The 20,658-nt window shown below is 70.0% G+C and carries 19 protein-coding genes; 10 read left to right on the top strand and 9 right to left on the bottom strand.

The genetic code is table 11. The annotated features are described in order from the left end of the window. Positions 1-3: 3 nt before the first annotated feature. Positions 4-3,945, bottom strand: a complete 3,942-nt coding sequence (locus AB0I81_RS04420) for a HAMP domain-containing protein (protein ID WP_360649699.1) — start codon at positions 3,943-3,945, stop codon at positions 4-6. 271 nt (positions 3,946-4,216) lie between these two features. Between AB0I81_RS04420 and AB0I81_RS04415 the strand changes: the two genes are divergently transcribed. From AB0I81_RS04415 to AB0I81_RS04395, 5 genes are read left to right on the top strand one after another with little or no spacing between them, the layout of a single operon-like run. Continuing rightward, positions 4,217-5,740: an ABC transporter substrate-binding protein gene (locus tag AB0I81_RS04415; protein ID WP_360649696.1), complete on the top strand. Its 1,524-nt coding sequence runs from the start codon at positions 4,217-4,219 to the stop codon at positions 5,738-5,740. Next, positions 5,737-6,714, top strand: coding sequence for an ABC transporter permease (locus tag AB0I81_RS04410; protein WP_360649693.1), 978 nt, complete (start codon positions 5,737-5,739; stop codon positions 6,712-6,714). The genes AB0I81_RS04415 and AB0I81_RS04410 overlap by 4 nt, the downstream gene beginning before the upstream one ends. After that, complete coding sequence (locus tag AB0I81_RS04405) at positions 6,714-7,556, top strand: ABC transporter permease (RefSeq protein WP_360649690.1); 843 nt, start codon at positions 6,714-6,716, stop codon at positions 7,554-7,556. Before AB0I81_RS04410 ends, AB0I81_RS04405 begins: the two co-directional genes overlap by 1 nt. Next, a complete protein-coding gene (locus AB0I81_RS04400; RefSeq protein ID WP_360649687.1) occupies positions 7,553-8,626 on the top strand; it encodes an ABC transporter ATP-binding protein in 1,074 nt (357 codons plus the stop codon). Before AB0I81_RS04405 ends, AB0I81_RS04400 begins: the two co-directional genes overlap by 4 nt. Continuing rightward, entirely contained in the window at positions 8,619-9,308 is a 690-nt protein-coding gene (locus AB0I81_RS04395) for an ATP-binding cassette domain-containing protein (protein WP_360649684.1), read from the top strand. The genes AB0I81_RS04400 and AB0I81_RS04395 overlap by 8 nt, the downstream gene beginning before the upstream one ends. An 89-nt stretch (positions 9,309-9,397) precedes the next feature. Here AB0I81_RS04395 and AB0I81_RS04390 read toward each other — a convergent pair whose 3' ends face one another. Continuing rightward, on the bottom strand, positions 9,398-9,760 hold the full coding sequence (locus tag AB0I81_RS04390) for an STAS domain-containing protein (protein ID WP_360649681.1): 363 nt from the start codon (positions 9,758-9,760) through the stop codon (positions 9,398-9,400). Positions 9,761-9,948: 188 nt separating this feature from the next. On the opposite strand from AB0I81_RS04390, the gene AB0I81_RS04385 reads away from it, so the two are divergent. Both AB0I81_RS04385 and AB0I81_RS04380 read left to right on the top strand, forming a co-directional pair. Next, complete coding sequence (locus AB0I81_RS04385) at positions 9,949-11,124, top strand: hypothetical protein (RefSeq protein ID WP_360649678.1); 1,176 nt, start codon at positions 9,949-9,951, stop codon at positions 11,122-11,124. A gap of 121 nt (positions 11,125-11,245) precedes the next feature. Beyond that, positions 11,246-12,532, top strand: coding sequence for a lipase (locus AB0I81_RS04380; protein ID WP_360649675.1), 1,287 nt, complete (start codon positions 11,246-11,248; stop codon positions 12,530-12,532). A gap of 97 nt (positions 12,533-12,629) precedes the next feature. On the opposite strand, the gene AB0I81_RS04375 is transcribed toward AB0I81_RS04380, so the two are convergent. Further along, complete coding sequence (locus AB0I81_RS04375) at positions 12,630-13,076, bottom strand: CBS domain-containing protein (RefSeq protein ID WP_360649672.1); 447 nt, start codon at positions 13,074-13,076, stop codon at positions 12,630-12,632. Between the two features lie 226 nt (positions 13,077-13,302). On the opposite strand from AB0I81_RS04375, the gene AB0I81_RS04370 reads away from it, so the two are divergent. After that, positions 13,303-14,160: a hypothetical protein gene (locus AB0I81_RS04370; protein WP_360649669.1), complete on the top strand. Its 858-nt coding sequence runs from the start codon at positions 13,303-13,305 to the stop codon at positions 14,158-14,160. Continuing rightward, the gene (locus AB0I81_RS04365; protein ID WP_360649667.1) at positions 14,160-15,374 is read left to right on the top strand and encodes a S8 family serine peptidase; all 1,215 of its coding nucleotides are present in this window, start codon (positions 14,160-14,162) and stop codon (positions 15,372-15,374) included. The genes AB0I81_RS04370 and AB0I81_RS04365 overlap by 1 nt, the downstream gene beginning before the upstream one ends. 155 nt (positions 15,375-15,529) lie before the next feature. Here the strand turns inward: AB0I81_RS04365 and AB0I81_RS04360 are convergent, their stop codons facing one another. Further along, positions 15,530-16,276 carry a hypothetical protein gene (locus tag AB0I81_RS04360; protein ID WP_360649664.1) on the bottom strand — a complete coding sequence of 249 codons (747 nt, stop codon included), beginning with the start codon at positions 16,274-16,276 and terminating at the stop codon, positions 15,530-15,532. A 301-nt stretch (positions 16,277-16,577) separates the two neighbouring features. On the opposite strand from AB0I81_RS04360, the gene AB0I81_RS04355 reads away from it, so the two are divergent. Then, complete coding sequence (locus AB0I81_RS04355) at positions 16,578-16,880, top strand: hypothetical protein (RefSeq protein WP_360649661.1); 303 nt, start codon at positions 16,578-16,580, stop codon at positions 16,878-16,880. Between the two features lie 76 nt (positions 16,881-16,956). On the opposite strand, the gene AB0I81_RS04350 is transcribed toward AB0I81_RS04355, so the two are convergent. The 5 genes from AB0I81_RS04350 to AB0I81_RS04330 all read right to left on the bottom strand — a co-directional run bounded on the left by AB0I81_RS04350 (position 16,957) and on the right by AB0I81_RS04330 (position 20,646). Next, the gene (locus AB0I81_RS04350; protein ID WP_360649658.1) at positions 16,957-17,643 is read right to left on the bottom strand and encodes a hypothetical protein; all 687 of its coding nucleotides are present in this window, start codon (positions 17,641-17,643) and stop codon (positions 16,957-16,959) included. A gap of 147 nt (positions 17,644-17,790) precedes the next feature. Continuing rightward, positions 17,791-18,453: a TrkA family potassium uptake protein gene (locus AB0I81_RS04345; RefSeq protein ID WP_360649655.1), complete on the bottom strand. Its 663-nt coding sequence runs from the start codon at positions 18,451-18,453 to the stop codon at positions 17,791-17,793. After that, entirely contained in the window at positions 18,446-19,795 is a 1,350-nt protein-coding gene (locus AB0I81_RS04340) for a potassium transporter TrkG (RefSeq protein WP_360649653.1), read from the bottom strand. Before AB0I81_RS04340 ends, AB0I81_RS04345 begins: the two co-directional genes overlap by 8 nt. A 237-nt stretch (positions 19,796-20,032) precedes the next feature. Then, positions 20,033-20,416 (bottom strand): DUF3140 domain-containing protein, encoded by a 384-nt coding sequence (locus AB0I81_RS04335; RefSeq protein WP_360649650.1) that lies wholly within the window; start codon positions 20,414-20,416, stop codon positions 20,033-20,035. Continuing rightward, complete coding sequence (locus AB0I81_RS04330) at positions 20,413-20,646, bottom strand: DUF2945 domain-containing protein (protein ID WP_360649647.1); 234 nt, start codon at positions 20,644-20,646, stop codon at positions 20,413-20,415. Before AB0I81_RS04330 ends, AB0I81_RS04335 begins: the two co-directional genes overlap by 4 nt. Between the last annotated feature and the right edge of the window lie 12 nt (positions 20,647-20,658).

The raw sequence follows: 20,658 nt of genomic DNA, 5'->3' as shown, positions 1-20,658 counted from the left end.
TCGTCAGGACGGATCCATCCAGTGCTGGATTCGTTCGATGAGATGATCGGCGTCCACCGGCTTGGTCACGTAGTCGCTGGCCCCGGCCGCCAGGCTCTTCTCCTGGTCGCCCGGCATCGCCTTGGCGGTGACCGCGATGATCGGCAGGTCCGCGTACTGGGGCATCGCCCTGATCGTCTCGGTCGCCGTGTAGCCGTCCATCTCCGGCATCATGACGTCCATCAGGATCAGGTCGGTCTCCTCGTGGGCGGTCAGCGTGTCGATGCCCTTGCGGCCGTTCTCGGCGTGCAGCACGGTGATGCCGTGGATCTCCAGCATGCTCGTGAGCGCGTACAGGTTGCGGGCGTCGTCGTCCACCACCAGGACGGTGCAGCCGGCCAGCGTGTTGTCGATCTCCCGCCCCTCCGCCGCGCCGAGGTTGGCGGTTCTGACCAGGGGCAGCACGTCGCCGGGCCGGTTGGCGGTCAGGTGCAGCGCGATGCGCTCGCGCAGCTCGTCGAGGCTGGACAGCAGCTCCAGCGGCTGGTGGTCCAGGCGCGCCTCCCGCTGCGGGTGGGTGCGCCAGTTGTTGTAGGCCAGCACGGGCACGCCGTGCAGGCGCGGGTCGCCGTTCATGGCCTCCAGCAGCGGGTACGCCGCCATGTCCGGCATGTTGAGATCCAGCACGATGCAGTGGCAGGACTGCCCCGACAACAGGACGGCCGCCTCCTTGGCCCCTGCCGCCGTGACGACCTCCATGGTGCCCTCGTGGTCGCGCGTGCTGGCCAGGTCGCCCACGACACTGTCGGAGACCAGCGACAGCAGCCCGTGCCTGCGCTCCTCGATGACCAGCAGCCGCCGGGCGGACACCGGCGCGACGGCCGTCTGCGCGGGCTCGCCGCCCTCCGCCGGGAGCACCTCGAAGCCCGGCCGCGCCACCGGCAGGTAGAGCGTGAACACGCTGCCCTGCGCCGGCGTGCTCTGCACGGTGATCGCGCCGCCCAGCAGGTAGGCGATCTCCCGGCAGATCGACAGGCCGAGCCCCGTCCCGCCGTACTTGCGGCTGGTCGTGCCGTCGGCCTGCTGGAACGCCCCGAAGATCACCTCCAGCTGCTGCTCGGGGATGCCCACGCCGGTGTCCACCACCCGCAGCGCGATGGCGGGGCCGTTGGCGCGTACGGAGGCGGGCAGCTCGGACGGCGCGGCGGGCTCGATGCGCAGCTCCACGCCGCCGCTCTCGGTGAACTTGACCGCGTTCGACAGCAGGTTGCGCAGCACCTGGCGCAGCCGTGAGTCGTCGGTGAGCAGCTCGGCGGGCACGCCGGTCGCGGTGGTGACGCGGAAGTCCAGGCTCTTCTGGCCGGTCAGCGGCCGGAACGTGGCCTCCACATAGTCCAGCAGCCGCCGCAGCTGCACCCATTCGGGGTTGATGTCCATCTTGCCGGCCTCGACCTTGGACAGGTCGAGGATGTCGTTGATGAGCTGGAGCAGGTCGGAGCCGGCCGAGTGGATGATGCCGGCGTACTCGACCTGCTTGGGTGTCAGGTTGCGGGTGTGGTTCTGGGCCAGCAGCTGGGCCAGGATGAGCAGCGAGTTGAGCGGGGTGCGCAGCTCGTGGCTCATGTTGGCCAGGAACTCGCTCTTGTAGGTGGAGGCGAGTGAGAGCTGGTGCGCCCGCGTCTCCAGCTCCTGGCGGGCCTGCTCGATCTCCAGGTTCTTGGTCTCGATGTCCTGGTTCTGGCGGGCCAGCAGCGTGGCCTTCTCCTCCAGCTCGGCGTTGGAGCGCTGCAACTCCTCCTGCTGTTGCTGCAACTCCTCCGAGCGGGTCTGCAGCTCCACGGCCAGCCGCTGCGACTCCTTGAGCAGCTCGTCGGTACGCGCGTTGGCCACGATCGTGTTGAGGTTGACCCCGATGGTCTCCATGAGCTGGTCCAGGAAGGCCCGGTGCACCGGCGTGAACGTCTGCACCGAGGCCAGCTCGATCACCCCGAGCACCTGCTCCTCGACCACGATCGGCAGCACGATCACCGAGGTCGGCGCGGTGCTGCCGAGCCCGGAGGAGATCGTGATGTAGCCGGGCGGCAGCTCGGTCATGGCGATGGTCCTGCGGCTGCGCGCGGCCTGCCCGACCAGCGCCTCGCCCAGCTTGAAGCGGGAGGGCCGGTGCGGGGCCACCGGGTAGCCGTAGGCGCTGATGAGCTGCAGCTCGCTCTCCTCGGCCAGGAAGAACGCGCCGTACTGGGCCGCGACCAGCGGCGCCAGCTCGCTCATCACGAGCTGGGCCACCGTGGCCAGGTCGCGGTGCCCCTGCATGAGGCCGGACATGCGGGCCAGGTTGGTCTTGAGCCAGTCCTGCTGCTCGTTGGCGCTGGTCGTCTCGCGCAGCGACTTCACCATCGAGTTGATGTTGTCCTTCAGGTCGGCCAGCTCGCCCTCGGCGTCCACGGTGATGGACCTGGTCAGGTCGCCGGAGGTGACGGCGCTGGTGACCTCGGCGATGGCGCGGACCTGGCGGGTGAGGTTGCCGGCCAGCTCGTTGACGTTCTCGGTCAGCCGCTTCCACGTGCCGGACACGCCCTCGACCTCGGCCTGCCCGCCGAGCCTGCCCTCGCTGCCGACCTCGCGGGCGACCCTGGTGACCTCGGCGGCGAAGGAGGACAGCTGGTCGACCATCGTGTTGATGGTGGTCTTCAGCTCCAGGATCTCGCCCCGGGCGTCCACGTCGATCTTGCGGGTCAGGTCGCCGCGGGCCACGGCGGTGGTGACCTGGGCGATGCTGCGTACCTGGTTGGTCAGGTTGTCGGCCATGGAGTTGACGTTGTCGGTGAGGTTCTTCCAGGTGCCGGCCACGTTGGGGACGCGGGCCTGGCCGCCGAGCTGGCCCTCCGTGCCGACCTCGCGGGCGACCCTGGTCACCTCGTCGGCGAACGCGCTGAGCGTGTCGACCATCGTGTTGATCGTCTGCGCCAGCGCGGCGACCTCGCCCTTGGCCTCGACGGTGATCTTCTGCGACAGGTCGCCGCGGGCCACGGCGGTGGCGACCTGGGCGATGCTGCGTACCTGGTTGGTCAGGTTGGAGGCCATGACGTTGACGTTCTCGGTCAGGTCCTTCCAGGTGCCGGACACGCCCCTGACCGTGGCCTGGCCGCCCAGGTTGCCCTCGGTGCCGACCTCACCCGCCACCCTGGTCACCTCGTCGGCGAAGGAGGACAGCTGGTCGACCATCGTGTTCAGGGTGTTCTTCAGCTCCAGGATCTCGCCCCTGGCCGAGACCGTGATGCGCTGCGACAGGTCGCCCTTGGCCACCGCGGTCGCCACCTGGGAGATGTTGCGCACCTGGTCGGTGAGGTTGCCGGCCATGAAGTTCACCGAGTCGGTCAGCGCCCGCCAGGTGCCGGCCACGCCCTTGACGTCGGCCTGGCCGCCGAGCCTGCCGTCGGTGCCGACCTCGCGGGCGACCCTGGTGACCTCGGCGGCGAAGGAGGACAGCTGGTCGACCATCGTGTTGACGGTGTTCTTCAGCTCCAGGATCTCGCCTCGCGCGTGCACGGTGATCTTCTGCGACAGGTCGCCGCGGGCCACTGCGGTGGTGACCTGGGCGATGCTGCGTACCTGGTCGGTGAGGTTGCCCGCCATGGCGTTGACGGACTCGGTGAGGTCCTTCCAGGTGCCCGACACGGCCGGGACGTCGGCCTGGCCGCCCAGCCGCCCCTCCGTGCCGACCTCCCGCGCCACGCGCGTGACCTCGGAGGTGAACTGGGACAGCTGGTCCACCATGCCGTTGAACACCGAGGCGATCTCGCCCAGCAGGCCGTCGGCGTCGTCGGGGAGTCTGGTACGGAAATCGCCGTCCCTGACCGCCGTCAGCCCGGCCAGCAGGCGCCGCAGCTCCGGCTCCTCGCTGGCCTCGCTTGTGCGTTTGACACGCGCGGACGTGCGGGACGTGCTGACGGTGGGGTCGCTCATGAGCTGTCCTCCGTACTCACCCGGGCTTCCTCAGGTAGCGGAGACATTAGCCGGATCTGACCGCGTCGCGCGCTAACCGTAGGGTGCTCTCTGTATCACAGGTCGTACAGGCGCGAGGTGAGGAGGTTTCGGCTGGTTCATCGGCGGTTGCCTGGGGGGTTCATACCGTTCATTCACCCTTATTGCGAGCTGGTTGCAATAGCGTGATTCTCGCCTTAAGGTCGCCAGCATGAGGCGAAGATTGGCCCTGTTCGGGGTAATTGTCCTAGCGTTGAGTGCGTGTTCGGCCCCTTCGGAGGGACCTGCCGCCGTCAAGCAGGGCACCGAGCGGGACACCGAGCGGGACACGGTCGTGCTGGGGCTGACCGTCGAGCACGACTCGCTCAACCCGGCGCTCGGCTACGCGCCGGACGGCGGCTCGCTCATGTACGACGGGCTCGTCCGCCGCACCCCCGACCTGAAGCTGCACCCCGGCCTGGCCGAGTCGCTGCCCGAGGCCGATGGCGAGGAAGTGACGTTCAAGCTGCGCCAGGGCGTCAAGTTCCACGACGGCAAGGAGCTGACCAGCGCCGACGTCGTCTACACCTACGAGCAGGTGCTCAAGTCCGCCAACAACTCGCCGATCAGGGGCGACTACGAGTTCATCGACAAGGTGAGCGCGCCCGACCCCCGCACGGTCGTCTTCCACCTCAAGCACCCGTACGCGGCCATCCTGCAGCGCACCACCCTCGGGATCATCCCCGCGGGCTCCGACCTGTCGGGCGATCCGGTCGGCACCGGCCCGTACACCTTCGTGGCCTGGAACAAGGGCGAGAAGGTGATGCTCAAGGCCAACGAGGGCTACTGGGGCGAGGTGCCCACGGTCAAGAACGTGGTCCTCGCCTACACCGCCGACGACAACGCGCGCGCGAGCAGGATGGCCGCCGGCGAGCTCACCGCCACGGTGCTGCCGCCCAAGGCCGCCGCCCGGTTCAGGAACCAGCCGGGGATGAGCGTCATCGAGGCGCCCAGCGCCGACTACCGGGCCATCATGTTCCCACTGGAGCAGCCCGTCACGGGCGACCTGGCCATCCGCAGGGCGCTCGACCTGGCCGTGGACCGTGCAGCGATGGTCTCGGCGATCCTGGCCGGCGCGGGCAACCCCGGGTTCGGGCCCGTACCGGCCGGCACCGAATGGCACAACGCCGCCGTGCGGGGCTCTCCCGACCCCGACCGCGCCGGCGCCGCGAAGGTGCTGGATGAGGCCGGCTGGAAGGCCGGCGCCGACGGGATCAGGGAGAAGGACGGCACGCCCGCCAGGTTCACGCTGATGTACCGGGCCAGCGACACGCTGCGCAAGGAGATCGCGCTGGCCGTCGCCTCGGACGCCAAGCAGGTCGGCATCGACATCCGGCTCGCCGGGCTCGACTCCGACGCCATCGTGCCGCGCCTGTCGAAGGACGCGCTGGTCATGGGCTGGGGCAGCCCGTACGACCCCGACTACACCAACTACAAGCTGTTCCACTCCTCCTTCGCAGGACAGGGCTACTTCAACCCCGGCCACCTCGACGACCCCGCAGTGGACAAGGCCCTCGAAACCGCCCGCCAGTCGTCCGACCCGGTCACCCGCAAGAAGGCCTACGACATGGTGCAGCAGCGCGTCGATGACAACGCGACCTGGTTGTACCTGGTCTACCTCAAGCACGTCTACGTCGTACGCGGGAACTGGACCGGCCTGACCCCGGGCGTCGAGGCGCACGAACACGCCACCGGCGGCCTGCTCGGCACGGTCGTCAACTGGAAGCCCGCCCAGTGACCTGGGCGCGGATCGTCCTGTGGCGGCTGGCGTTCGCGGTGCCGCTGCTGCTGGCCGTGACGTTCGGCATGTTCGCGCTGGCCATGGCCTCGCCGTTCGATCCCGTACGGCAGTACCTGGGCGAACGGGCGGACATGACCGACCCCCAGATCATGGCCGACATCAGGGCGAACTGGGGCCTGGACCGGCCACTCCTGGAGCAGTACACGACCTGGCTCGGCAACCTGCTCACCGGCGACCTCGGCGAGTCCCGCTCACTGCGGCTGCCCGTCGCCCAGGTGATCGGCGAACGGCTCGGCTGGACGCTGCTGGTCGTCGGCTGCGCGCTGGTCCTCATGCTGGCCGCCGGGCTCGCCATCGGCACGCTGGCCGCCTGGAAGCGCGACTCCTGGCTGGACCGGCTGGTCACCGGCACGGCGTTCACCAACGAGGCCGCGCCGGTGTTCTGGGTCGGGCTGCTGGCCATCTGGATCTTCTCCGTGACGCTCGGCTGGCTGCCCGCCGGCGGGCTCACCGACGCCGCCTCCACCACGGTCACGCTGCCCGACCTGGCCAGGCACATGGTGCTGCCGGTCGTGGTGCTGGCCTTCTCGCAGTCGTCGTGGCTGCTGCTGTTCGTCCGCGAGTCGGTCATCGGCGTGTTGCGGGAGGACTTCGTGACCGGGGCGCGGGCGCGCGGGCTGCGTGAACGGACGGTGCTGCTGCGGCACGCGCTGCGCTCGGCGCTGCTGCCGTTCATCACGATCATGGGGGCTCGGGTGCCCGAACTGGTGACGGGGGCGATGCTGGTGGAGGCGGTCTTCTCCTGGCCGGGGGTGGCCGGTACGACGATCAAGGCGGCGCTGGCGGTGGACTTCCCGCTGCTGGCGGCGCTGACCCTGCTGGCCACCCTCGCGGTCGTGGTCGGCAACCTGGTGGCGGACCTGGCGTACACGGTGGCCGATCCGCGCGTGCGCGTGCTCGGGGTGAGCTGATGGCTCTGACGCGCCCACTCAGGAAGGCCCGCCGCCACCGCCTGGCCCTGGCCACCGTGGCGGTGCTGGTGCTGGCCGTCGTGCTGGTGCCGTTGATCGTCCGGCTGGATCAGCAGCTCGTCGATCTGCGCTCGGCCGGGCTGCCGCCCTCGCCCGCCCATCCGTTCGGCACCGACGAGGTCGGCAGGGACGTGCTGCTGCGCTCCATCTACGGGCTGCGCGTCTCGCTGCTGGTCGGCCTGACCGCGGCGGTGGTGAGCGTGTTCATCGGCGGCCTCGTCGGGCTGGCCGCGGGCACCCTGGGCGGGCCCGTGGATCGGTTGCTGATGCGGGTCGTGGACGGCTTCAACTCGCTGCCGCACCTGCTGTTCGGGGTCTTCATCGTGGCCCTGTTCGCGCCCAGCGCCACCGCCGTGGTCGTGTCGGTGTCGGTGACCCACTGGACGACCGCCGCCCGGATCGTCCGCTCCGAGGTGTTGTCGCTGCGCGGGCGGCCCTTCGTGGACGCGGCCATCTCCGGCGGCTCGTCGCGGCTGCGCATCGTGGTGCGGCATTTCGTGCCCAACCTCGCGCCGCAACTGCTGCTGGCGACCGTGCTGATGGTCCCGCACGCCATCTGGCACGAGACCGCGCTCAGCTTCCTCGGCCTGGGCATGCCGCCGCACCTGGCCTCCCTGGGCAACATGATCAACGATGGGCAGCGGTCGCTGCTGGCGGGCGACTGGTGGTCCAGCCTCTTCCCCGGGCTGCTCATCCTGGTGCCGACGCTGGCGGTGTCGTCGCTGGCCCAGTACGTACGCGACCGCGCCAACCCGCGCTGGAGATCGGAGCTGAACCTGTGAAGCTGCGTGTGGACGGCCTGTCGGTACGCTTCCACCTGCCCGGCGCCGACGTGCACGCCGTCACCGACGCCCGCTTCGAGCTGCGCGCGGGGCAGTGCCTGGCGCTGGTGGGGGAGTCGGGCTGCGGCAAGTCCGTGATGGCCCACGCCCTGCTCGGCCTGCTGCCCGGCAACTCCACCGTCACCGGGCACGCCTGGCTCGACGACCTGCCCGATGCCGAGTCAGCTCGCCACCGGTCTGACGGTCTGCCCGGTGCCGGGCCGGGTCACGCCCGGTCTGACGGTCCGCCCGGTGCCGGGCCGGGTCACGCCCGGTCTGACGGTCCGCCCGGCGGCGAGCCGGGACACGCCCGGCCTGCCGGTTTGCCCGGCGGTGAGTCTTTGGATCTGGTGGCGGCGCCGGAGAAGGTGCTCGCCCGCCGGGTGCGCGGCCGGCTCATCGGCCTCATCCCGCAGAGCCCGGCCGCCCACCTCACCCCCGTGCGCACCGCCCGCGCCCAGCTCGCCGAGACGCTGCGGGAGCTCGGCCGCACCGGCGAGACCCCCGACACCCTCGCGGAACGCGCCGGGCTGCGGCCCCGGGACCTGGACCGCTACCCGCACCAGCTCTCCGGCGGCATGGCGCAGCGTGTCGCCAACGCCCTGGCCCTGGCGGGCGACCCGCCGCTGATCCTGGCCGACGAGCCCACCACGGGCCTGGACCGGCCGCTCGTGGACGCGACCATGGCCGAGCTGCGCCGCCTGTGCGACGAGGGCCGCGCGGTGCTGGTCATCACCCACGACCTGCGCGCCGCCGAGCGGGTGGCCGACGAGATCGCCGTCATGTACGCCAGCCGCGTCGTGGAGCTGTCCCAGGCCGGGCCGTTCTTCGCCGGACCCCGGCACCCGTACGCCCGTGGCCTGCTGGACGCGCTCCCGTCGCGCCGGTTCGTGCCGATCCCCGGCCAGCCGCCCGAGCTGACCCGCCTCCCGGACGGCTGCGCCTTCGTGCCGCGCTGCCCCCTGGCGACCCCCGAGTGCGCGCGGCAGCCTGCCATGAACGGGAAGAGGGTGGCCTGTCACCATGCTTGAGGCCCACGACGTCACGGTCGCCTTCGGCCGGCACCGCGTGCTCGACCGGGTGTCGCTCGCGGTGCCCCCGGGGCAGGTGCTGGGCCTGGCCGGGCCCAGCGGATGCGGCAAGTCGACGCTCGCCCGCGTGTTGTCCCTGCTGCTGCGCCCGTCGGAGGGCACGGTCAGCGTGGACGGCACGACGGTCAGGGGGTGGCGGCACCGGGCGCCGCAACGTACCTCGATCGGCCTGATCTTCCAGCAGCCCAGGCTCGCCGTCGATCCCCGCTTCACCCTCTTCGACGTGATCGCCGAACCGCTGCGCGCGGGCCGGCGCCCCCTGGACCGGGCCCACGAACTGGCCGGGGAGCTGGGGCTGACGCCCGAGTTGTTCGGCCGCCGGGCCCACGAGGTGTCGGACGGGCAGCTCCAGCGGGCGTGCGTGGCGCGGGCGCTGACCCTGGAGCCCCGGTACCTGATCTGCGATGAGATGACCACGATGCTGGACGCCTCGACGCAGGCGCTCCTGGTGGGCAGGATCGAGGCCTACCGGGAGCGTACGGGGGCGGGGGTGCTGGCCGTCAGCCATGACGCGGAGCTGCTGAACCGCTGGGCGAACGGCAACGTCCAGGACTGGGGGACGCCCGGGGAGGAGTCAGGCGCGGTTCAGGTGGCGCAACGCGGCGAAGGCCAAGACCAGTGAGGTCACCAGCGTGGCGGCGACCTCGGCCGTCGCCCCGCTCGCCGGATCCAGCCGGTCGGGGCGCGGATCCCGTAACTCAGGCGGCGCCGTTACATGGAGCGTTCCGACGCGAGCGCGGCCGTGACGGCGTCCTCGACCGTCGGGTGCACCGGAATGTGCGCCACCACGCCCGTGATCTCGAACAGCCGGGCCGGCAGGGGCTGCACGCCCGCCATGTGGACCACGCCCCCCTTCCTGAGGCAGTCCGTGGCGCACGACAGCAGGACGTGCAGGCCCGAACTGTCCATGAACGGCACCCCGGAAAGGTCGAACACCAGCCGGCTGGCCGGAGCCGACCGGACATCCCGGAGGTAGTCGTCGAAATCGGCGCGGTTGGTGGCGTCCATTTCGCCGGTAACGGCTACCACGGTCACCCCGGGCAGGTGCTGGTGCGCCAACGTCAATGGCGGCATCTACGGGTCACCGCTTTCGCCGGCGGAACTTGACCATCAATGAAGAATAGACCGCTGGAGTCCTCGGCGATATCCCGGTTTTTTGCGAACTCAAGGCGAAATCCCGCCGACCCGTACGAGGAGATGACGGCCATGCGTCCGGGGGCGGGGTGTGCTATCCAGTGGTGGTGCCCGAGCATGATTCAGAGGTGCTCCACAGGGAGATGCTCGATCGTCCCGTGGATGAGCGCCGATACCAAGGTGTGGTCCGTCCCGACAAGACGGTGAGGTGGGCGGTCGAGCAGCTGGCGCTGGTCGAGGAGAAGCGCCGGGCGGGGCCGAGCCACCTCGCCGCCCTGCCGGGGCCGCTGCGTGAGCTGGCCGAACTGCTGACGGAGCTGGGCTGGGACGACCTGGCCGCGCTCGCCCGCCGGGAGGAGCTCAGGGCGTACCGGAAGCTGGATGAGCCGAAGCCGGGTGCCTTCGCCGGCCGGATGGTCGAGACGATGGTCGCACTGCGCCGCAACCTGGTGGAGGACGGTCGCTATGAGGAGGCGCTGGCCGTCGCCGACGAGCAGCTCGCCATCGATCGGCACCGGTCCGGGCAGGAGGAGACCAGGGAGTGGCGGACCGTGCTCCTGACCCGGCTCGGCCGCCATGAGGAGGCGCTGGAGTCGGCGGGCGCGGCGGTGGCGGAGCTCCGTGCCGGGCTCGAACGTGCCGGACTTGAGCGCGCTGGACGTAAAAGTGCCGGGGGCGCGGCTGCCGGTCTCAAGCTCTGCCACGCGCTGACCGCTTTCGCGGAGCGGCTCGACCGGGTCGGCCGGGTGGCCGAGGCCGCCGACGCTACGGCCGAGGTCCTGGCGTTCTGGCGCGGGCAGGATGACTCGAGGTACCAGGTCGCCCGCTCGCTGGACGAGCTGAGCGACCGGCTGGTCCGCAGCGGACGGGGCGAGGAGGCGTACGAGGTCATCGTCGAGGTGTGGCCACAGCTGCGGCGCGACGACGGCTACGGCGAGCTGGCCGAGATCTGGCACAACCTGGCCGTCCGCCTTCTCCCGCTGAGCCACCCGAGGAAAGCCCTGGCCGCCGGCAGCGAGGCGGTGCGGCGGCACCGCGCACGTGTGCACGGGGCGCGGGAGCAACATCGGGCCGTGGAGGAACGGGACGACTGGGACGACGACCATCGTTACGCCGAGTGGTACCTGCGCGAGCGGCGGCGCGCGGAGCTGGAGGAGTCGCAGGAGCGTGTCCGCCAGGCCGAACAGGCTCTGCGGGAGGCCCTGCGCACCCTGGCCGCCTGCCTGCGGCGGCTCGACCGTACGGACGCGGCGGCGGCGGTGGAGGCCGAGGCCGCATCCGGCTCCTCATCCTCTGCCCAGTGACCGTGCCCTTCACGGATGAGCGCGGGCTCCGTCCGAAGGAGGATGTGCGTGGTGCCGGGGCGCTGCCACAGTCGGAGGCAGGCGACCGCTGGGGCCGCCCCGATCTGGAAGGACTCCGGCAGTGTCATTGAGACACACCAGGGTGGTGCGAGGTTCGGCGCTGATCGCGGGCCTCGCGCTCGCGGGCGGGCTCATTGCGACCGCTCCCGCCGTGGCGGCGGACCGGGCCAGGCTCACCGCGCCCGCCCTCACCGGCCAGTACGACGTCGGCACCACCGACCTCCACCTCGTCGACTCCGCCCGCCCCGATCCGTGGAAACCGGAACGGCGCAGGGAACTCATGGTCACCGTCACCTACCCGGCGGACCGGTTCGCCGACGGCCCGCGGGCGCCGTGGTTCACACCCGGCATGAGCGGCGTCGTCGACCAGGCGCTGGCGGGCGAGGACCTCCTCGATCTGCCGGTCGGCTCCATCGACTGGGCCTCGGCGAAGCGAAGGGCCGAGACCGGGGTCCCCGTGGCGCACGGCGCGCCGAAGCCGGTCACGCTCTTCTCGCCCGGCTTCGGCGGCCCGCGGGAGACGTACACGGCGATCATCGACGATCTGGCCAGCCGCGGCTACGTGGTCGTCTCCCTCTCGCACACCTACGAGAGCGCGGCGGTCGAGTTCCCCGGCGGGCGGCTCGAACTCGCGGTGCCCGGGGGCGAGATCCCCGACTACGAGAAGAAGGCGCTCGACGCCCGGGTCGCCGACAGCCGGTTCGTGCTCGACCAGCTCACGAAGATCACCCGAGGGGAGAACCCGGACGCGGGCGGGCGGCCGCTTCCCCGCGGGCTCGGCCGGTCGCTCGACCTGTCCAGGGCCGGCGCCTACGGGCACTCCTACGGCGGGTTCACCGCGGGCGAGACGATGGTGCACGACCGCCGCATCGACGCCGGGATCAACCTGGACGGCGCGATGGCGACCGCGATCGGCTATCCCCCTGGGAGTCCGTACGTGCCGGGCGAAGTCACCAAACGCGGCCTGGACAGGCCGTTCCTCCTGATGGGCGCCGAGGCCGTGGACGAGAACGGGAAACCGCTTGAGCACACGCACCGGACTCCCGAGTTCGACCGCAGCTGGGCGGACTTCTGGGCGAACCAGCGCGGCTGGAAGCGGGATCTGCTGCTGCGCGGGGGCAGCACGCACATGGCCTACAGCGATCTGCAGGTCATTGTGCCGCAGCTCGGCGCGCACGTGACGCGGGAGAGGCGTGAGGCGGTCATCGGCACCATCGATCCCCGCCGTTCGCTGGCCGCGCAACGGGACTACATCGGCGCGTTCTTCGACCTGCACCTTCGCGGACGGGACCGGCACCTGTTCGACGGCGAATCCCCGCGACACCCGAACATCGACTTCATCGACTGAGAGCCGGGGACGACGTCCCCGCACCACCCGTCCCCGCACCACCCGTCCCCGCGCCACCCGGCCGTGCGCAGCGTGTGGTCGAGCGGCAACTGCGGTGTCACGGCCGTAGCGTGTGGTCGAGCAACGACTGCAGGGTCACGGCGCCGATCAGCAGCCCCTCGTCGTCCATCACCGCCACCAGCGGGCTGCGCGTACGGGCCATCAGCGCCGCCAGTTCCAGCACCGTCGCCTTGGCGTCGGTCACCGGCAGCTCGCGCGGCTGCTCCGGCAGGCATTCCCGTACCGTCTTGCCGCCGAGCTGACGCAGGAACCCGTCCGCGTGGGCCTCGTCCACCACCCGGGCCAGCGCCGGATCGTCCTGGCAGTACGCGGGCACCGCCAGCCGCAACACCTGGGTGCCGGGCAGGATGCTGAGCGGCCGCCCGTCGTCGCCGACCAGGATGAGCCCCGGCAGGTCCTGCTCGGCCAGCAGCTTGGCCGCCTCCAAGGCGGAACTGTCCAGGGTGACCGCCGGGAAATCGACGGCGAGATCGCGTGCGCGCATGTGGCCTCCGTCCTCAAGCGTAGCCAACAACAGCGTGGACGAATGGTGAGGAGAACGGGCCAGTTTGCCGGTCCGTGCGAGGTTCCGGCCCGGAGCGCTGAACGCGCAGGTGGGTTCGGGGCCTGCCGGGGACCGATAGGGTCATAGCGCGCAAAAACGATCAGAAGAGGGCAAACGGAAACGTGCTCCGTTCCCTGATCGGCAGGCTCGCACGACAGGAGAGACGATGACGTATCCCGCGTCCGGCACCGGGCCGGGGTTCCATCCCCCTCAGCCGCACCCCTCCTACGCCCCGGGGCCGCAGTACCAGTATCCATATCCCCAGATGCCGCCGGACCCGGTGCGCCCGCCGCGCAGTGCCTGGCGGGTCGCCCTCGGACTGGCCGTGGCGGGGTTCGGGCTGCTGGCCGTGCTCGGCGGCGGCGCGCTCGTCGCGCACGCCTACTCCAACAGCCAGCAGAACATCCACAACCCAGAATACTCCCGGCAACTGTGGCGCAACGTGCCCGTCGAGACGCTCTTCCCGGCCCGGCTCGGCAGAGAGCACCCCGACAAGGGGTATTCCACGCCGAACGACGAACGCGGCTGGACCAGGGCCGCGATCTCCTCGGACACCTCCTGCCAGAAGGCGCTCTCCGGCGCGCTGGCCCAGGCCGTGGCCAAGCGGGGGTGCGTGGCGGCCCTGCGGGCCACGTACGTGGACGACACCGGAGGGACGGCCGCCACCGTGGCCCTGATCGCCTTCTCCGACCGGAAGGCCGAACGCGCCGACCTGCAGGACATCATCCGCGAGGCGCAGGACAAACCGGACCACGCGGTACGGGCCCTCGCCGCGCCCGGCACCAAGTGGAACGACTCCGCCCGCACGGGCAACAGCGGAGAGACCGTCGGCGACGCGCCCCTGTTCGTGGCGGTCACCACCGGACCGGCGGACGGCCGCAGGCCCGGGCGGCTGCCTGGGTCGTGGGGCAAGAGGGTCTACCACCAGCAGGAGGACCGCGAGGCGTGGGAGCACACCGCGCAAGGGCTCGCCGGCAGCCTGTCCACCAGGATCTACGCCGAGAACCGGAAGGTGGGGCCGTGATGCGCGGCATGGTCTGTGCCGTCGTGATGGCGGGCGGGCTGATCACGGCCACCGCCGCCCCCGCGACCGCCGACGCGCCCCGGGGCTGGGAGCAGCAGGCCATGAAGGTGCCCGCCGCGCAACGGCTCGGCCAGGGCAAGGGCATCACGGTCGCGGTCCTGGACACGGGGGTCGTACGGAACCACCCCGAGTTCAAGGGACGCGTGACGAACGGTCCCGACTTCATCGGCGGCGGTGCCAAGCCCGGGCAGTCGTACTGGGGTGAGCACGGCACCGCCATGGCCTCCAGCGTGCTGCGGGTGGCCCCTCAGGCGAAGGTGCTGTCGGTACGCGTCATCTGGGACAAGCAGGACCCGGCACGCAAGCGCGCGGAGGCGAGGGCCGAGTCCGGTGACCTGACCGCCACCAAGGAGAGCATCAAGGCGAGCACCGCGCTGGCCAAGGGCATCCGGCATGCCGCCGACAAGGGCGCCCAGGTGATCTCCATGTCCCTCGGCAGCGACGAGTGGGGCTTCGGCAGCGGGTACGAGGAGGACACGGCCGCGGCCGTCGACTACGCCCTCGGCAAGGGAGCCGTACTGCTGGCCAGCGCCGGCAACGGGGGATCCACGAACCCGCTGGAGGTGGACGCCAACAACGTCGTGTCCTACCCGGCCGCGTTCCCGGGAGTGATCGCGGTGGCGGCTATGGGGCCGGGCGGGGCGCGGGCCGAGTTCTCGCAGGTGCACACGTACAACACGATCGCCGCTCCCGGTGTGGACATCCACGCCGCCGACAACGGCGGCGGCTACCGCACGGGGGACGGCACGTCCCCGGCCTGCGCGCTCGCGGCGGGCACCGTGGCGCTGATGTTGTCCCGCAACCCCGACCTGACGCCCCGGCAGGTACGCGACATCCTCGTGCGCACCGCCAGGAAGCCGCCGGCCGGGTACGACGTGCTCCTCGGCTTCGGGGCGATCGACGCCGCGGCGGCGGTGCGGGCGGCGGGCGCGGCCAAGGACGCCGAGACCAAGGCGGCCCCGTACAAGGGACCGAAGTACTTCGGCGACGGCCCTGCCGCGCCACCGACCACCCACCCGCCGATCGACATGACGTACGTGATCATCGGGGGTACGGCGGTCGGCGGCGGGCTGCTGTTCCTGGTGGGCGCGGCACTGCTGATGCGCCGCCCACGCGCCCGGCCGTCGCCGGCCGGCCCCGGGCGGCGCTCGTAAGATGATCACGGGCCCGTAAGAGCCGATGTTCTTAAGGACCCCATCAGCGGTGACGGTGTGATCAGGCGGCCTTACCCCCAGCCCACACAGCACCAGTGTCCCCGCCCCTCGGGGCCGCCGGTCTCGTTCTCCCGGAGGAGGCTCTCGCATCAGGATCAGGTGAGGTCGGCCCCGTCCTTGTGCAGACGCTCGCCACCCGCGTCCGTCCACAACCCCGGATCATCCAGGAACTCGCTCGCCGGAGGACCGTCCATCAGAGGGTGCAGCGACCCCGAACCCGGACCCGAGTCGCCGAGATGGACGTCGTCGTGTGACACCTCGACCGCGCCGTTGCGGTACTCGGCGTGGAAGGACGCGGTCCAGTCCTGGTGGTGCAGGAACTTGACGCGGCCATTGGGCGTCCTGGTGACGAGCCAGCAGCCGAACTCCCACGACGCCGCGAACCGGACGAGGTGGCCGCCCTTGGGCGAGGTCAGCAGGACGGAGTGCTGGGGCGAGTCGGAGAAGACCGATCCCATGATGGGGTCACCGCCGCCGTACGGCATGGGGTCGCTGTACCAGAAGCCGTTGCCGTCACCGTCGATGTGCGGCTTGTTCGTCTCCTTGATGTGGGACTCGACGTACACGCCGCCCGCCGTGTAATAGTCGGCCTGCAGGTGCGCCCGGAACATCGTCTGGATCCAGCCGAGTCCGTCCCCGGGCTCGGCGCCGACCTCCGTGCGGTCGATACGGGCCCGCCCCTCGATCTCGGCCGTGGTGACGATCGCCTTGGTGGCGGTCTGCTTGCCGTTGGCGTTGCCGGTGACCTGGAACATCGGCAGGCTGTGATCCTTGGCCGGATCCTGCGCCACCGCCTGCAGTTGTTGCTGTTGAGGGGTCTCTTCCTCTTCGTACGACGTCATGTGCTGCCTCCCGTCGATCGCCGGGTGCTAGACGGCGAGTCGAAGCGTCATGGGACGGCGAGGTCCCTGGGTCAGTGGTGGGGGTACGTGCGAGGGAGGCATTCATCGTCCAGCGGGTTGACGCGCACGTACAGGGTCCTTGGCGGTCCGAGATGGGACATCGGGCGGCGCACCCCTTGCAGCCCGAGATCCTTGGCCGCGCCGGTGATGATCCCGCCCCACAACCGGGACGGGGCTTTCCGCTGTTACTGAGCCAACGCGCCGCGAAACGAAAAGCATCCTGGCGAAGACCGCCCTCGTAGTGGCGGCCACGGTCGCGACCGGTGCCGGCTTAGCCCTGCCCGCCCTGGCCGCCACCAGCACCTCGCACTACACGGTCCAGGCCCAGTTCGACAACAACCCCGGCTCGGGCGCGAGCCGGGTATGGGTCTATTCCGGCTCGAACAACAATGGACGCGTCGAATACCAGTTCTACGACGGAACGACCCGCAGCCTCCAGACCGGCTGGCACACCGCCAGCAGCACTGACCCGGGCCAGGACATCTGGCGAATCCGCGCGTGCATCGACTTCGGCTCGGGCTGGGACTGCGGAGACTGGACCTGAGACCTCACCACCTGACCGGGAGGGGCTCAACCCCGAAGCCCCTCCCGAACCGGTCAGCTGACCGCCAGAGATCAGATTAGGTGGACTCCAGCGCAGCGCCAGCCTCGGCGTCAGTTCCTCCCCGCCATTCTCCGGTCTTTTCGTCCTGGACGAGCCATGGCTGGTGAAGAGTGCCTTCGATCCAACGATGCAGCCACGCGGTGAAACTCAAAGGCTGGGGGAACAGTGACACCTGGAAATTGCCAATCGGGGCGGGGTTGGGATCGATCGCCCACATTCCAGCGCCGGGGTCGCCGCAGTCGACGTAGGAGGTGATTCCGCATCCCCAGTGGCAGACCAACAGCAGCGCCTTGGCTTTCGTCCTCCATGATTCAGGCCAGTCCTGCCGATTATCGCTGAGAACGCTTTGCAGGGATTCCAAACCATAGGCAGGGCCGAAGCCTCCGTCGCCCAGTTCGAGATAGCAGCGGCGCAGCAGGGGCGGCAATGGGTATCCGAGTAACGCCTCACACTCGTTCACCGCTTCAACCGAGGCCGGTATCAATGGCGGCAGCGGCGCGAACCGGTCAGCGGCTTGCGCGGCACGGTATTGAGGAGTGCCTCGCCAGTACAACCGCTGAAGCCGACCGTCAGGGGCGTACGTGAAAGCTCCGCCTTCTTCGGTGTCGACGTCGACGCCGGGTAACCCGACTCTCTCATCCAGGTAGTCACCCGCCTCCACCCGTGCGCGCACAGCCTTAAACACCAAATCGTCGTTGGTCACCTGGCAATGATGCCGCAGTGGACCCAACCCACCGAACAGGGCAGAGCCTGCGCCCCAGGCACAGCTCCCAGGCGCTCGGCAAGCGGCGTGGACATGGTGAGCGGCGTTCAGGGGTAACGGGTGGGGGAGTTGGGCCCACCTGGCTGTTTAGGGGAGTTCGGCGAAGCGTTCTACCTGTTCTGTGCTGCCGGAGACCAGGATGATGTCGCCGTAGGAGAGTTCTGTGTCGGCTGTGGCGTAGGTGAAGTCTTCGCCCGGAGGTTTTACGGCCACAATTGTTACTCCGTATTTGCGGCGTAGGTTGGACCGGCCCAGGGGGACGCCTACGTACTCCTTCGGAGGGCTGGTTTTGGCCAGGGCGAAGTTTTCGTCCACCTGCATGTAGTCGAGCATGCGGCCGCTGACCAGGTGGGCCACGCGTTCGCCCATGTCGTGTTCGGGGAAGACGACGTGGTGGGCGCCGATGCGGCTCAGGATGCGGCCGTGCTGGGTGCTGATGGCCTTGGCCCAGATGTCGTTGATCTCCAGCTCGACCAGCAGCGACGTGGTCAGGATGCTGGCCTCGATGTCGCTGCCGACGGCCACGACCGCCTGGTAGAAGTCGGGTACGCCGAGCTGGCGCAGCGCCTCCATGTCGGTGGCGTCGGCGGTCGCGATCTGGGTGATGTGGCCCGCCAGGCTCTGGGTGATCTTGGGCCGGTGGTCGATGGCCAGGACCTCCGTGCCGCGCCGGGTGAGTTCCATCGCCAGCGATGAGCCGAACCTGCCCATGCCGATGACGACCACCGGGTCGCCTTTGTACTCAGCCAACGATGACTCGCTCCTCGGGTAGCTCGTAGTGGCGGGCGCGCCTGTTGAGGGCCAGGGCCGAACCCAGGGTGAGAGGGCCGATCCGGCCGATGAACATCAGCGCGACCAGCAGCAGGTGGCCCGCCACGCCGAGGTTCGCGGTGATGCCGGTGCTGAGGCCCGCTGTGCCGAACGCCGCGATCACCTCGAACAGCACCTGATCCAGACTGTACGGGGTCATGGCGAGCATCAGATACGTGGCGACCCCCACGATCACGACCCCCAGCGCCGTGATCGTCACCGCCTGGCGCTGCGCGGTCTCCGGCAGGCTGCGGTGGCCGATGTTCACCCGGTTCTCCCCGCGCAGCTCGGCCCAGATGACGAAGGCCAGCAGCCCGATCGTGGTCACCTTGATGCCGCCCGCCGTGCTCGCGCTGCCGCCGCCGATGAACATCAGCAGATCGGTGGTCAGCCAGCTCGACGGGTACATCTGGGAGATGTCGAGGGTGTTGAATCCGGCCGAGCGCGGCATCACGGCGGCGAAGAAGGCCGCCAGCAGCTTGCCGGAGTCGTCCAGCGGCCCGAGCGTCTTGGGGTTGCGCCACTCGACCACCAGGAACGCCAGGGTGCCGAGCACCAGCAGGATCGCGGTCACGCTCACCGTGATCTTCGTCAGGATGGTCCACCTGCGCGGGGTACGCCAGGAGCGGGCCAGCTCGAACACCACGGGGAAGCCCAGCCCGCTCACGATGCTGGCGATGGCGACGGTCAGGCAGATCCACCCGTCGGTCACGAACCGCATGAGGCTGTCGGGCCAGAGCGCGAACCCGGCGTCGTTGAAGGCGCTGATCGCGTGGAAGACGCCCAGGTAGATCGCGCGGCCGAACGGCTCGTCGTACCCGATCATGAAACGCCCGGTGAGCACGGTGGCCGCGATGACCTCGCACACCAGGCTGAAGATGACCACTTTGCGGATGACGTGACGGATGTCGCTCATGCTGAGCGTCTTGGTCTCCGCCTGCGCCAGGATCCTGGCCCGCAGACCTAAGCGGCCGGACACGAGCAGGGTGAACACGGTCGCCATCGTCATGATCCCCAGGCCGCCCACCTGGACCAGCCCGGCGATCACCACCTCGCCGAACACCGACCAGTGCGCCTCGGTGTCGACGAGGGCCAGCCCCGTCACGCACACGGCGGAGGTCGCGGTGAACAGCGCCGCCACCCAGCCCGCCGACTCGCCCGTCGTGGTGGCGATCGGCAGTGACAGCAGGGCCGTGCCGATCGCGGCCGCCAGGCCGAACCCGAACACCACAACCTGGGCAGGATGCTGCAAACGGGTGGTGAACGGCGTCAGCACGCCCATGATCGCGCCACACCCCTAGAACAACAGCCACAACGACGGCTGCGCATCGCGAACGCCTCCCCCGAGCAAGCCGGCCGCAGTCCTTCTGCCGACCAGACTTCCCGGCGCAACGCGCACTACCGTAACAGGCCCCGCGAGCGCCGGGCGCACTACCGTAACAGGCCGGGCGAGCGCCAGCTCACCTGCGGCTCCTTGACGGGATGAGTACGCGTCCTTGACGGGTGGGGCGGGTGATTTCTACTTGAGCGGGTCGTGGCCCCAGTTCATGAGCGAGTACCGCCATCGGGTCTCGCGCACGTCACCGGAAGGACGTTGCGCCAGGTGGCGATGGATGTAGCCGATCACCTTGCTCATGTGGTCGTAGTCGCCGTCCGATCGGTCCGACTTCTTCCCGCGCAGCAGCGCGACGATCTTCCGGCCGGACTCGTGGCCCACCGACTCACCGCCGTCCTTCGCGGAACCGCCGTCCTTAGAAGAAGAGCCGTCTTTAGAAGAAGAGCCGTCCTTGGAAGCGCCGACGGACTTGGACTCGTCGGTGGTGAGCCAGTGCTCCAGCTCCTTCGCGGTCATGTTCACGGCCTTGCCGAACTCGTCCGCGACCGCCTTCCTGTCCTCGCTCATCTACGGCCCTTACGCAGCGCCGACGCCTTGTGCACGGCCTTCTTGCCGCTCTTCTCGCTGCGCACCACGTACTGCGGATTCTCGGGTGAGGCCGCCACGGTACGGCCGGCCTCCTGCTGACGCTTGGTGATCTTCTTCTCGACCTTGCCCTTGGCGGTGGAGCCGTGGCTGCTCCAGGCGACCTCGTCACCAGGGGACGGCTCTTTCTTCTTCTTCGCAGCAGCACACATGCGAGCCCGGCT

The sequence above is a fragment of the Nonomuraea sp. NPDC050404 genome, from assembly GCF_040655495.1.
Classification (GTDB): domain Bacteria; phylum Actinomycetota; class Actinomycetes; order Streptosporangiales; family Streptosporangiaceae; genus Nonomuraea.
Note: the sequence above shows the minus strand (reverse complement) of the source record. Positions and strands in the feature narration are given on the sequence as shown.